General features: G+C 65.1%; 10 protein-coding genes. 7 read left to right on the forward strand and 3 right to left on the reverse strand.

Going from position 1 to position 12,093, the window contains the following annotated elements; translation table 11 throughout:
* Positions 1–51 precede the first annotated feature (51 nt).
* From AC07VU_RS27120 to AC07VU_RS27130, 3 genes are read left to right on the forward strand one after another with little or no spacing between them, the layout of a single operon-like run.
* The gene (locus AC07VU_RS27120) at positions 52–1,836 is read left to right on the forward strand and encodes a type I secretion system permease/ATPase (RefSeq protein WP_495030815.1); all 1,785 of its coding nucleotides are present in this window, start codon (positions 52–54) and stop codon (positions 1,834–1,836) included.
* On the forward strand, positions 1,833–3,185 hold the full coding sequence (locus AC07VU_RS27125) for an HlyD family type I secretion periplasmic adaptor subunit (protein WP_495030816.1): 1,353 nt from the start codon (positions 1,833–1,835) through the stop codon (positions 3,183–3,185). The genes AC07VU_RS27120 and AC07VU_RS27125 overlap by 4 nt, the downstream gene beginning before the upstream one ends.
* Positions 3,182–4,525, forward strand: a complete 1,344-nt coding sequence (locus AC07VU_RS27130) for a TolC family outer membrane protein (protein WP_495030817.1) — start codon at positions 3,182–3,184, stop codon at positions 4,523–4,525. The genes AC07VU_RS27125 and AC07VU_RS27130 overlap by 4 nt, the downstream gene beginning before the upstream one ends.
* A 170-nt stretch (positions 4,526–4,695) precedes the next feature.
* Here AC07VU_RS27130 and trmA read toward each other — a convergent pair whose 3' ends face one another.
* Together trmA and AC07VU_RS27140 are read right to left on the reverse strand one after the other, a co-directional pair.
* Positions 4,696–5,775 (reverse strand): tRNA (uridine(54)-C5)-methyltransferase TrmA, encoded by a 1,080-nt coding sequence (trmA, locus tag AC07VU_RS27135; protein WP_495030818.1) that lies wholly within the window; start codon positions 5,773–5,775, stop codon positions 4,696–4,698.
* Positions 5,772–7,067 carry an NCS2 family permease gene (locus AC07VU_RS27140; RefSeq protein WP_009045742.1) on the reverse strand — a complete coding sequence of 432 codons (1,296 nt, stop codon included), beginning with the start codon at positions 7,065–7,067 and terminating at the stop codon, positions 5,772–5,774. Before AC07VU_RS27140 ends, trmA begins: the two co-directional genes overlap by 4 nt.
* A 205-nt stretch (positions 7,068–7,272) precedes the next feature.
* Here AC07VU_RS27140 and AC07VU_RS27145 point away from each other — a divergent pair, with 205 nt between their 5' ends.
* The 3 genes from AC07VU_RS27145 to AC07VU_RS27155 all read left to right on the forward strand — a co-directional run bounded on the left by AC07VU_RS27145 (position 7,273) and on the right by AC07VU_RS27155 (position 8,864).
* Positions 7,273–7,722 carry a DUF4879 domain-containing protein gene (locus tag AC07VU_RS27145; protein ID WP_037035572.1) on the forward strand — a complete coding sequence of 150 codons (450 nt, stop codon included), beginning with the start codon at positions 7,273–7,275 and terminating at the stop codon, positions 7,720–7,722.
* 69 nt (positions 7,723–7,791) lie between these two features.
* The gene (locus AC07VU_RS27150) at positions 7,792–8,343 is read left to right on the forward strand and encodes a DJ-1 family glyoxalase III (protein WP_009050978.1); all 552 of its coding nucleotides are present in this window, start codon (positions 7,792–7,794) and stop codon (positions 8,341–8,343) included.
* 242 nt (positions 8,344–8,585) lie between these two features.
* Positions 8,586–8,864 carry a hypothetical protein gene (locus AC07VU_RS27155; protein WP_277589653.1) on the forward strand — a complete coding sequence of 93 codons (279 nt, stop codon included), beginning with the start codon at positions 8,586–8,588 and terminating at the stop codon, positions 8,862–8,864.
* 21 nt (positions 8,865–8,885) lie between these two features.
* Here AC07VU_RS27155 and AC07VU_RS27160 read toward each other — a convergent pair whose 3' ends face one another.
* The gene (locus AC07VU_RS27160; RefSeq protein WP_277589652.1) at positions 8,886–10,154 is read right to left on the reverse strand and encodes an MFS transporter; all 1,269 of its coding nucleotides are present in this window, start codon (positions 10,152–10,154) and stop codon (positions 8,886–8,888) included.
* 501 nt (positions 10,155–10,655) lie between these two features.
* Between AC07VU_RS27160 and AC07VU_RS27165 the strand changes: the two genes are divergently transcribed.
* Positions 10,656–12,092, forward strand: coding sequence for a cytochrome ubiquinol oxidase subunit I (locus tag AC07VU_RS27165; protein WP_102681518.1), 1,437 nt, complete (start codon positions 10,656–10,658; stop codon positions 12,090–12,092).
* Position 12,093 lies beyond the last annotated feature (1 nt).

Consider the following 12,093-nt stretch of genomic DNA (forward strand, 5'->3'; position numbering starts at 1 on the left):
TCCGACGGAGCGGGTGGTGGTGTATTTCTCGACTTCCAACAGGACACCTCGATGAGCAGGCCGAACCCACTTGCCGGTTCCGAGACGCTGGCGGCCCTGGCCGCCTATAAAAGCGGCTTCTTCAACATCGGCCTGTTCTCGGCGGTGATCAACCTGCTGATGCTGGCGCCCGCGCTGTACATGCTGCAGGTGTACGACCGGGTGCTGGCGTCCGGCAACCAGATGACCCTGTTGATGCTGACGCTGATGATCGTCGGCCTGTTCGGCCTGATGGGCGCCCTGGAGTGGGTGCGCAGCCAGGTGGTGATCCGCCTGGGCACGCAGATGGACATGCGCCTGAACCAGCGGGTCTACGACGCGGCCTTCGAGGCCCAGCTCAAGGGCAGCCCGCAAGCCGCCGGCCAGGCCCTGAATGACCTGACGGCCCTGCGCCAGTTCGCCACCGGCAATGCGCTGTTCGCGTTTTTCGACGCGCCGTGGTTTCCGGTCTACCTGCTGGTGATCTTCCTGTTTCACCCCTGGCTTGGCCTGCTGGCCCTGGGCGGTGCGCTGCTGTTGGTGGTCCTGGCCTGGATCAACCAGCACATCTGCCAAGCGCCGCTGGCCGAGGCCAGCCAGCTGTCCATCAGCACCAGCCAGCAGGCCACGGCCAACCTGCGCAACGCCGACGCCATCGAAGCCATGGGCATGCTTGCCGCGCTGCGCGCGCGCTGGTTCGGTGGGCACCAGGCGTTCCTCGCCCAGCAGAACCTGGCCAGTGAAAAGACCGCGCTGATCAGTGCCTGGTCCAAGGGCGTGCGCCTGGCCCTGCAATCCTTGGTGCTGGGCCTTGGCGCGCTGCTGGCGGTGCAGGGGGAAATCACCCCGGGGATGATGATCGCCGGTTCGATCCTGATGGGCCGGGTGCTCAGCCCCATCGACCAGTTGATTGCCGTATGGAAACAGTGGAGTTCGGCGCGCCTGGCCTATGCGCGGTTGTCAGAGATGCTGCAGGCCAATCCGCCACGCCCGGCGCGCATGAGCCTGCCCACGCCCAAGGGCGAACTGAGCGTCGAGCAACTGAGCGCCTGCGCCCCCGGCAGTCGCCGTCCGGCCCTGGCCAACCTGGGTTTCAGCCTGCCGGCCGGGCAGGTGCTGGGAGTCATCGGCCCCTCGGGTTGCGGCAAGTCGACCCTGGCGCGGCTGCTGGTGGGGGCCTGGACGCCGCTGGCCGGCAAGGTCCGCCTCGACGGCGCGGAACTGAGCCAGTGGGACCGCCAGCAACTTGGCCCGCACATCGGTTACCTGCCCCAGGATATCCAGCTGTTCGCCGGCAGCATCGCCGAGAACATCGCGCGCTTTGGCGAGGTGAACTCTGACCAGGTCCTGGCGGCGGCGCAGATGGCCGGGGTGCATCAGCTGATCCTGCAACTGCCGCAAGGTTATGACACGCGCCTGGGGGAGGGCGGGGCGGGGCTGTCTGGAGGGCAGAAGCAGCGCATCGGCCTGGCCCGCGCGTTGTATGGCCTGCCGGCGCTGATCGTGCTCGACGAGCCCAACGCCAACCTCGATGAGGCCGGCGAGCAGGCGCTGTTGCAGGCGATTGCCCAGCTCAAGCAGCAGCGCCGGACCCTGGTGCTGATCACCCACAAGCCCAACGTGCTGAGCCTGACCGACCAGTTGATGATCCTGCGCGAGGGCCAGTTGCAGGCCTTCGGGCCGACGACGCGAGTCCTGGAGACGATGCACAAGCCCAAGGCCGCCGCGGCCCCGGTGACGCCGACGAGCACCCCCGCGGCCAGCATGAATGTCAGTTATCGCCTGGGCGTGGCCGCCGGCGAAGGAAAAAAAGCATGAACCCAGCACAACCTCTGGGTCGCCTGCCGACCGCCGACCACCAGCGCGCGCCGGGCACTCTGCTGGCCCTGGACGAGAAGAAATATTCGCGCCTGGGCTGGCTGCTGGTGCTTGGCGGTTTTGCCGGCTTCCTCGGCTGGGCCGCGCTGGCGCCCCTGGACAAGGGCGTGGCGGTGGCCGGCAAGGTCATGGTCTCCGGGCATCGCAAGGCGGTGCAGCACCCCAGCGGCGGCATCATCGAGCGCATCGAGGTGCGCGACGGCGAAGTGGTCAGCGCCGGCCAGGTGTTGATTCGCCTCAAGGAGCTGCCGCTGCGCACCCAGGTGCAGTCGCTGCGGACCCAGTTCCTCGGCTCCCTGGCCAGCGAGGCCCGCTTGAGTGCCGAGCGCGATGGTGGCCAGGTCCTGGCCTTTGCCCCGGAACTGCTGGCCCAGGCCGATGACCCGGAAGTGGCCGTCACCATGGCCCTGCAACACCAGTTGTTCAGCAGCCGTGCCCAGGCCCTGGCCATGGAGCAGCAGGGCATCGCCGAAAGCATCGCCGGCTCCGAGGCCCAACTGCGCGGCACCCGCGATTCCCAGGCGAGCAAGGTGCTCCAGCGCCGCTCGTTGAACGAACAACTGCAAGGGCTGCGCGAACTCGCACGCGACGGCTATATCCCGCGCAACCGGCTGCTGGACAGCGAGCGTCTGTATGCGCAGATCGACGGTTCGATCGCCGAGGACTTCGGGCGCATCGGCCAGTTGCAGCGGCAGATCCTCGAGATGCGCTTGCGCATCCGCCAACGGGCCGAGGAGTTCCAGAAAGAGGTGCGCAGCCAGCTGGCCGAAACCCGTACCCGCAGCGAGGACCTGCGCAACCGTTTGGCCTCGGCCGAGTTCGAACTGGCCAACAGCCTGGTGCGCGCGCCGGCGGCCGGGGTGGTGGTCGGGCTGGAGGTGTTCACCGAGGGCGGGGTGGTCAAGCCGGGGCAGGCGCTGATGGAAATCGTGCCCCAGGGCGAGCCGCTGCTGGTGGAGGCGCGGGTGCCGGTGCAGATGATCGACAAGGTGCACCCCGGGTTGCCGGTGGAACTGATGTTCTCGGCCTTCAGCCAGAGCACCACGCCGCGGGTCGCCGGGCAGGTGACCCTGGTGTCGGCCGACAGGCAGGTGGACGAGCGCACCGACGAGCCGTACTACACCTTGCGTGCCGAGGTCAGCGCCGACGGCATGCAGCAACTGAGCGGCTTGCAGATCCGCCCGGGCATGCCGGTGGAAGCCTTTGTGCGCACCGGCGAGCGCTCGATGCTCAATTACCTGTTCAAGCCGTTGCTGGACCGCACGCACATGGCACTGGTGGAAGAATGAACCGGCGTCTTATCCCTTGGCTGCTGGCCAGCCTGTATGGCCTGTGCGCCCCCGCGGCCCACGCCCTGGGGCTGCTGGACGCTTACGCGCTGGCGGTGCGCAACGATCCGACCTTCCAGGCGGCGATCCAGGAGCGCGACGCCGGGCAAGAGAACCGCGTGCTGGGCCGCGCCGCCCTGTTGCCGACCCTGTCGTGGAATTACAACAACTCGCGCAACCAATCCGAGGTGACTCAGACCACACCCCTGGGGGACTCTTCCACCGATCGCGACTACCGCAGCTACGCCTCCAACCTGACCCTGCAGCAGCCGCTGCTGGATTACGAAGCCTATGCGCGCTTTCGCCAGGGCGCGGCCCAGGCGCTGTTCGCCGACGAGCGTTTTCGCAGCAAGAGCCAGGAACTGGCGGTGCGGCTGTTGGGCGCCTACAGCCAGGCCCTGCTGGCCCAGGAGCGTATCGAACTGAGCCAGGCCCAGCGGCGCGCCTATGCCGAGCGCCTGCAACTCAACCAGCGTTTGCTCAAGGGCGGAGAAGGCACCCGCACCGACGTGCTGGAAACCCAGGCGCGCTTGAGCCTGGCCCTGGCCGAGGAGATCGAGGCCCGTGACCTGCAGGACAGTGCCCTGCGCGAGCTGGAAGCGATAGTCGGCCGGCCGTTACGGGTCGACGAACTCGACCCGCTGGCCCGCCGGTTCGCTATCCAGCCGGTGCAGCCCAACCGCTTCGAGAGCTGGCGCGACCTGGCCATCGCCAACAACCCGGAACTGGCTTCCCAGCAGCACGCGTTGCAGGCCGCGGAATATGAGGTGGAGCGCAAGCGCGCCGGGCATCTGCCAAAGGTCAGCCTCTACGCCAGCAGCCGCCAGACCCGTTCGGATTCGGAAAGCACCTACAACCAGAAGTACGACACCAACAGCGTCGGTATCCAGGTCAGCCTGCCGCTGTTCGCCGGCGGCTCGGTGTCGGCGTCGACCCGCCAGGCGGCCAGCCAGCTGTCCCAGGCGCAATACGAGCTGGATGCGCAGACCGCCAACGTGCTGATTGAGCTGCGCAAGCAGTTCAACCTCAACACCAGCGGCGCGGCGCGGGTCCGCGCCTATGAGATGGCGGTCGAATCGGCCGAGGCCCTGGTCCAGGCCACCCTGAAAAGCGTGCGCGGCGGCGAGCGGGTCAACCTCGACGTGCTGGATGCCGAGCAGCAGCTGTTCAGCGCCCGGCGCGACCTCGCCGATGCGCGGCACGCCTACCTGCTGGCGCGGGTCCAGCTCAGGTTTTACGCCGGCCTGCTCAATGAGCAGGACTTGCAGCAGTTGGCCGGCTACTTCCGCCCTGTCAGCTGACACTCTTCTGTAGCCGCTGCCGCAGGCTGCGATCGGCCAACGGCCGTGGCGATCTTGCAATCGCTGAAGGTCTTGCGGGCCTTATCGCAGCCTGCGGCAGCGGCTACAGGAAACCGTGGAATGCAAACAGCCGTCACGAGGACGGCTGTTTGCTGTGCAGCGGGGCGGGTTCAACGCCGGGTCAGCAAGACCCCGGATTCCATGTGGTGGGTCCACGGGAACTGGTCGAACATCGCGCAGCGGGTGATGCGGTGGGTGTCGTGCAATTGGGCGATGTTGGCCGCCAGGGTTTCCGGGTTGCACGAGATGTACAGGATGTTGTCGAAGCGCCGGGTCAGCTCGCAGGTGTCCGGGTCCATGCCGGCGCGCGGCGGGTCGACGAACACGCTGCCGAACGCGTAGCTCTTCAGGTCCACGCCCTGCAGGCGGCGGAACGGACGCACTTCGTTCAAGGCTTCGGTCAGCTCTTCGGCGGACAGACGCACCAGGGTGACGTTCTCCACCGCGTTTTCGCTGAGGTTGCTCAGGGCCGCGTTGACCGAGGTCTTGCTGATCTCGGTGGCCAGCACCTTGCGCACCCGGGTGGCCAGGGGCAGGGTGAAGTTGCCGTTGCCGCAGTACAGCTCCAGCAGGTCGTCCGGACGATCGCCCAGGGCGTCGTAGGCCCAGTTGAGCATCTTCTGGTTGACCGTGCCGTTGGGCTGGGTGAAGGCGCCTTCGGGCTGGCGGTAGCTGAAGGTGCGCCCGCCGACTTCGAGTTTCTCCACCACGTAATCGTGGCCGATCACTTCGCGCTTGCCCTTGGAACGGCCAATGACGCTGACGTTCAGGTCGGTCGCCAACTGGCTCGCCGCGGCGTGCCAGTGCTCGTCCAGCGGGCGGTGATAGCACAGGGTGATCATCGCGTCGCCGGCCAGGGTGGTGAGGAACTCGACCTGGAACAGCTTGTGGCTCAAGGCGCTGCTGGCTTGCCAGGCGGCCTTGAGTTGCGGCATCAGCTGATTGATGCGCAGGCTGGCGATCGGGAATTCTTCGATCAGGATCGGCGTGCGTTTGTCTTCCTGGGAAAACATCGCGTAATGACGCTCGCCGGCTTCGCGCCACAGGCGGAACTCCGCGCGCAGGCGGAAGTGCTGCAGCGGCGAATCGAAGACCTGTGGCTCGGGGGCATCGAACGGCGCCAGCAGTTCACGCAGGCGCGCGACCTTGTCGGCGAGCTGGGTGGCGTAAGCCTGGGAATCGAAAGTCATGCGTTGAACCAACCCAACTTGATCACAAACAGTACCGACAGGATCACCAGCGGCGCGTTCAGCTCACGGGCGCGGCCCGACAGCAGCTTGATCGCGGTCCAGGCAATGAAGCCGAAGGCGATGCCGTTGGCGATGGAGTAGGTGAACGGCATGGCCAGGGCGGTGACCACCACCGGCGCTGCGACCGTGATGTCGTCCCAGTCTATTTCCGCCAGGCCCGACGTCATCAGCACTGCGACGAACAGCAGGGCCGGGGCGGTGGCGAAAGCTGGCACGCTGGCCGCCAGCGGCGAGAAGAACAGCGCCAGGAGGAACAGAATGGCCACGACGATGGCGGTCAGGCCGGTACGGCCACCGGCGCTGACGCCGGCGGCGGATTCGATGTAGCTGGTGGTGGTCGAGGTGCCCAGCAGGGAGCCGGCCATGGCCGCGGTGCTGTCGGCGATCAGGGCCCGGCCCATTTTCGGCATGTGGCCGTCCTTGCCCATCAGGCCGGCGCGCTTGGCGACGCCGATCAGGGTGCCGGAGTTGTCGAACAGGTCGACGAACAGGAAGGCGAAGATCACGCTGACCAGGCCGATGTCCAGCGCGCCCTTGATATCCAGTTGCAGGAAGGTCGGCGCCAGCGAAGGCGGCATCGAGGTCACGCCGCCGAACGGGGTGAAGCCCAGGGCGATGGAGACGATGGTCACCGAGAGGATGCCGATCAGGACCGCGCCGCGGACCTTCAGGGCTTCCAGGGCGACGATCAGGGCGAAGCCCAGGGTCGCGAGGATCGGTGCCGGTTGCTTGAGGTCGCCGAGGCCGACCATGGTCGCCGGGTTGCTGACCACGATGCCGGCGTTGTGCAGGGCGATCAGCGCCAGGAACAGGCCGATACCGGCGGCGATCGCCGAGCGCAGCGGCAGCGGGATGCTGTTGATGATCCATTCGCGGATCTTGAAGATCGACAGCAGGAAGAACAGCACCGCCGAAATGAACACCGCGCCCAGCGCCACTTGCCAGGTATGGCCCATGTGCAGGACCACGGTGTAGGTGAAGAAGGCGTTCAGGCCCATGCCTGGAGCCAGGGCGATCGGGTAGTTGGCGATCAGGCCCATCACGGTCGAGCCGATGGCGGCGGCCAGGCAGGTGGCGACGAACACCGCACCCTTGTCCATGCCGGTCTCGCCGAGGATGCTCGGGTTGACGAACAGAATGTAGGCCATGGCCAGGAAGGTCGTGAGGCCCGCAAGAATCTCGGTCCGCACATTGGTGTTGTGTGCCTTGAGTTGAAACAGCCTTTCCAGCATGTCTGCTCCCCGTGGCGCGCAGGGCGCCGTGAATGTATCGACCCAGACAGCAAAGCACAGACCCTGAAAAAGCGTCCGGGGATTTTGTGCGGGTCGGAAAAAGCCGCGCATCATACCAGCAGCGCAGGGCTATGGCTGCGATCCTCGGCGATGTTTTGCCCGAGTGGCGACTGGGGCATACTGCGCCGACGTTTTGGGGGGACTTATGCACAGCACGATAAAAACGATGGCCTTGGCGGTAGTGGCCAGCAGCCTGTGGTTGGGCACGGCGCCGGCCATGGCCCGTTCCGCGCCACCCTTGAGCCAGGTGGAAATCCTCAAGGTCGAGTCGCAGTCCTGCGGCCTGGAGGATGTGTCGGACGGACGCGACAAGACCGCCTGCGATCACCAGGGCCCGAACATCAAGGTGTACGTGCTGGAAATCGGCTATGGCCGCCAGCCCCGGGTGGCGCTGGACGGCTTCGAGGTCAACGGCACGCGCGCGGCAGTCTGCGAAGAGGGTTCCAGCCTGGTGCCGTGCGGCAACTCGGGGATCACCGTCGGCTACATCTATACCTTCGACCTGGCCGGCAAACAGGAAGGCACCTTCACCTTCAGCAACACCTCGCTCAACGCGCCGGGCAACAGCATGAGCGCGCAGATCTACATCAAGTGACGGCAGCGTCCGAACGCGGAGGGCTTTAAAGCTGACTAAGCTTTAAAGACCCTACCGCGGACACAGCCCATGACCTTTAGAGCCCTGATTCCCCTCGCCGAGGGTGTCGACGACCTGCAAAGCGTGACCCTGATCGATGTGCTGCGCCGTGCTCAAGTCGAAGTGCTGGTGGCCAGTATCGAAGGGCGGCGCATGCTCACCTGCGCCCGCGGCACCCGGATGACCGCCGACGGCATGCTGGTGGATGTGCTGGCCCAGAACTTCGACCTGATCGTGCTGCCCGGTGGTGCCGTCGGCGCGCAGCACCTGGCGGCCCATCAACCGCTGATGCAATTGGTCAAGGACCAGGCCGCCGCCGGGCGCCTGTTCGCCGGCATCGCCGAAGCGCCGGCCCTGGCCTTGCAGAGTTACGGGGTGCTGCGCCAGCGGCGCATGACCTGCCTGCCCAGCGCCAGCCATCAGCTGTCGGGCTGCAACTTCGTCGACCAGCCGGTGGTGGTGGATGGCAACTGCATCACGGCGCAAGGCTCGGGGGCGGCCCTGAGTTTTGCCCTGACCCTGGTGGAACAACTGTGCGGCAGGGGCCGGCGGACGGTGGTGGAGGGGGAGTTGCTGGTTTAGGGCGCTATCCAGCGAAACGTCTTTATTACTGGCTTCCGACTTTCAGTCGGAAGCCAGTAATAAAGACTCACGAACCCTTTCTTGTCCTTGATCTCTGTCTAACCCTATAGTCCTGACCGTCGCTTTGAAATCTGCGATCGGGTTTGGTCACCCGCAAATAAGAAGGCTTTGTTGCATTCAAGCTTTGTGGGCACTGGATTGTTGTTCAGTTCAGTGGGTTCATGACCAATAAGGATTTGCCGATGAATATCTCAACAGACACTCCCCGCTTTCTCCCGCTCAAATCCAACATAAGCAACCCAGGAGTTTTCTTCATTGATGCTCGCGCGTCTTCGGAAGACCTGCACGCCGCTGCACAACAGCGCATCCGCGCTGCCGCCAACCTGTTGGAAACTTTGAACTGTCTGAACTTCAGCCATGGTGACGTGAAAGACATTCCGCACATTATCGATGTGCTCTATGTGCTGACTCAGGACGGTTGCGACCTGCTGGAGGTGGCACAGCGACGAGCCTTTATCTAGGCCTAGCCGAGTCGTTGAGCCTTATGCCTGGCCGCTTCCAGCAGGAGCGGCCTCGGTCTTCGCCTCTTCCACCGGCCCATGCATGCGATCGCGATGGGCCAGGGTCGGGAACAGTTTTATCCACACCCCGGTCACCAGCAGGGTGCCGACTCCGCCGAGGACCACCGCCGGCACGGTGCCGAACCAGTGGGCGGTGAGCCCGGACTCGAACTCGCCGAGCTGGTTGGAAGCGCCGATGAACAGGCCGTTGACGGCGCTGACCCGGCCGCGCATTTCGTCCGGGGTTTCCAGTTGCACGAAGGAGGCGCGGATCACCATGCTGATCATGTCCGCCGCGCCCAGCACCACCAGCACCGCGAGCGAGAACCAGAACGAGGTCGACAGGCCGAAGGCGATGGTGGCGACGCCGAACACGCCGACGGCGGTGAACATCACCCGGCCGACATGGCGGTCGACGGCAAAGCGCGCCAGCCACAGCGACATCAGCAGCGCCCCCACCGCCGGCGCCGAGCGCAGCAGGCCCAGGCCCCAGGCGCCGGTGAGCAGGATGTCCTTGGCGAACACCGGCAGCAGGGCGGTGGCGCCGCCCAGCAGTACGGCGAACAGGTCCAGGGAGATCGCCCCGAGAATGTCCGGGCGGCTGCGAATGAAGCGCACCCCAGCGAGCAACGAATCCAGGGTGGCCTTGCCCTTGTTCAGCGGCGTCTGCCGCGCGGGCAGGTTGAGCATCAGGCAGCAGGCGATCACATACAGCAGCACGGTCGGGCCATAGACCCACACGCTGCCAAAGGCGTAGAGCAGGCCGCCGAGGGCCGGCGCGACGATGGTCGCCGATTGCTGGGCGGACTGCGCGGCTGCCACGGCGCGGGGGAACAGCGCGCTGGGCACGATGCTCGGCAGCAGCGCCTGGGTGGTCGGCATCTCGAAGGAGCGGGCGGCGCCCAGCAGGAAGGCGAGGATGAAGATCATCTCGCGAGTGACGTTATGGGTGGCGCTGCCGATGGCCAGGGACAGGGCGATCAGCGCCTGCAGCGACTGGCAGATGGCTGCCACCTTGCGTCGGTCATAGCGGTCCGCCACATGCCCGGTGTGCAGCATGAACAGCACCCGCGGCGCGAACTCCACCAGCCCGACCAGGCCCAGGTCGAGCACGTTGCCGGTCAGTTGGTAGAGGTTCCAGCCGATGGCCACGGTGAGCATCTGGAAGCCGCTGGCGGTGAAGATCCGCGCCAGCCAGAAAGCCATGAACGGACGGTGATGGCGAAGCAGCAGAGGGTCTTGGCTGGGCATCTGAAAGGCAGGTCTGGGCGTGGAGTAAGGCGAGGTTATCACCAAGATGTAACCAATAGTTGCAGAATCGTTAGCCCCGCATCTATCCCGTTTATTCGAAATAGCCCAATCCCTGTAGCCGCTGCCGCAGGCTGCGATAAGGGCCGAAGGACCTTTGACGGCGCAGAAATCGCCACGACCGTTCCGGGCGATCGCAGCCTGCGGCAGCGGCTACAGGGAGAGCAAAACTTCGGGGAAACCCCGTGCTTGACGTGGTGAGGCAACCTGTCACGCGACAAAAGACCACACAAACCAACGGCGAAAATGCGACTACTCTTTCAACGTTGATTGATCCAGATCAAAACCTTTTGCAAGGTTGGGTCTGGTGGCCAGATGGCCAGACTCCCTGCGTTGCGATGGGTTTAAAAAGAACGAATTCGAATTCGCCACACTCCAGATCCGTGGGGGCAGTGGGTGCAGGCCTCCAGCCGGCAGCCGGTATTACCTGACAGAGGAAAGCTTATGTTCGGTTTGGAGGCACTAGATCTCGCCCGAATTCAGTTCGCGTTCACCATCTCGTTCCACATCCTGTTCCCCGCCATCACCATCGGTCTGGCGAGCTACCTGGCGGTGCTCGAAGGTTTGTGGCTCAAGACCCGCGACGATACCTACCGTGACCTGTACCACTTCTGGTCGAAGATCTTCGCCGTCAACTTCGGCATGGGGGTGGTCTCGGGCCTGGTCATGGCCTACCAGTTCGGCACCAACTGGAGCCGCTTCTCCGATTTTGCCGGCTCCGTTACCGGGCCGCTGCTGACCTATGAAGTGCTCACCGCATTCTTCCTCGAAGCCGGTTTCCTCGGCGTGATGCTGTTCGGCTGGAACCGGGTCGGGCGCAAGCTGCACTTCTTCGCCACCGTGATGGTGGCCATCGGTACGCTGATTTCGACCTTCTGGATTCTCTCGTCCAACAGCTGGATGCAGACCCCGCAAGGCTACGAAATCATCGACGGCCGAGTGATTCCGGTGGACTGGCTGGCGGTGGTATTCAACCCGTCGTTCCCGTACCGCCTGGCGCACATGGCCACGGCCGCCTTTGTCGCCACCGCGTTCTTCGTCGGTTCGTCCGCTGCCTGGCACCTGCTGCGCGGCCGCGATAACCCGGCAATCCGCCGCATGCTGTCGATGGCGATGTGGATGGCCCTGATCGTCGCGCCGATCCAGGCCGTGATCGGCGACTTCCACGGCCTCAACACCCTCAAGCACCAGCCGGCGAAAATCGCCGCGATCGAAGGGCACTGGGAAAACGTCGGTAACGAGCCGACTCCGCTGATCCTGTTCGGCTGGCCGGACATGAAGGCAGAAAAGACCAGGTTCGCCGTCGAGATCCCGTATCTGGGCAGCCTCATCCTCACTCACTCGCTGGACAAGCAGGTGCCGGCGCTCAAGGAGTTCCCGCCAGAGGACCGACCGAATTCGACCATCGTGTTCTGGTCGTTCCGGATCATGGTCGGCCTCGGCATGCTGATGATCCTCACCGGCCTGTGGAGCCTGTGGCTGCGCAAGCGTGACCGCATCTACCAGAACCGCGCGTTCCTGTACCTGGCGCTGTGGATGGGCCCATCCGGCCTGATCGCGATCCTCGCCGGCTGGTTCACCACCGAGATCGGCCGCCAGCCGTGGGTGGTCTACGGGTTGATGCGTACCGCGGACGCTTCGTCCGGGCACAGCCTGATGCAGATGAGCATCACCCTGGCGCTGTTTGTCGTGGTGTATTTCTCGCTGTTCGGGGTCGGTATCGGCTACATGATGCGCCTGGTGCGCAAAGGGCCGAAGACCAACGAAGGCGCGGAAGTCAGCCACGGTGGTCCTGGCCAGAAACGCACGCCGGCCCGTCCGCTGTCGGCCGCCGACGACGATGCCGAAGACAACGGCACCAGCCTGAACAAGGGGAATTGAG

The sequence above is a fragment of the Pseudomonas sp. GW821-FHT02B10 genome (assembly GCF_059421865.1).

Excerpts from the sequence above, each read along its gene's own strand:
- trmA (WP_495030818.1), bottom strand. The coding sequence starts at position 5,775 with ATGACTTTCGATTCCCAGGCTTACGCCACCCAGCTCGCCGACAAGGTC.
- AC07VU_RS27130 (WP_495030817.1), top strand. The coding sequence starts at position 3,182 with ATGAACCGGCGTCTTATCCCTTGGCTGCTGGCCAGCCTGTATGGCCTG.
- AC07VU_RS27145 (WP_037035572.1), top strand. The coding sequence starts at position 7,273 with ATGCACAGCACGATAAAAACGATGGCCTTGGCGGTAGTGGCCAGCAGC.
- AC07VU_RS27165 (WP_102681518.1), top strand. The coding sequence starts at position 10,656 with ATGTTCGGTTTGGAGGCACTAGATCTCGCCCGAATTCAGTTCGCGTTC.
- AC07VU_RS27120 (WP_495030815.1), top strand. The coding sequence starts at position 52 with ATGAGCAGGCCGAACCCACTTGCCGGTTCCGAGACGCTGGCGGCCCTG.
- AC07VU_RS27150 (WP_009050978.1), top strand. The coding sequence starts at position 7,792 with ATGACCTTTAGAGCCCTGATTCCCCTCGCCGAGGGTGTCGACGACCTG.
- AC07VU_RS27160 (WP_277589652.1), bottom strand. The coding sequence starts at position 10,154 with ATGCCCAGCCAAGACCCTCTGCTGCTTCGCCATCACCGTCCGTTCATG.
- AC07VU_RS27125 (WP_495030816.1), top strand. The coding sequence starts at position 1,833 with ATGAACCCAGCACAACCTCTGGGTCGCCTGCCGACCGCCGACCACCAG.
- AC07VU_RS27155 (WP_277589653.1), top strand. The coding sequence starts at position 8,586 with ATGAATATCTCAACAGACACTCCCCGCTTTCTCCCGCTCAAATCCAAC.
- AC07VU_RS27140 (WP_009045742.1), bottom strand. The coding sequence starts at position 7,067 with ATGCTGGAAAGGCTGTTTCAACTCAAGGCACACAACACCAATGTGCGG.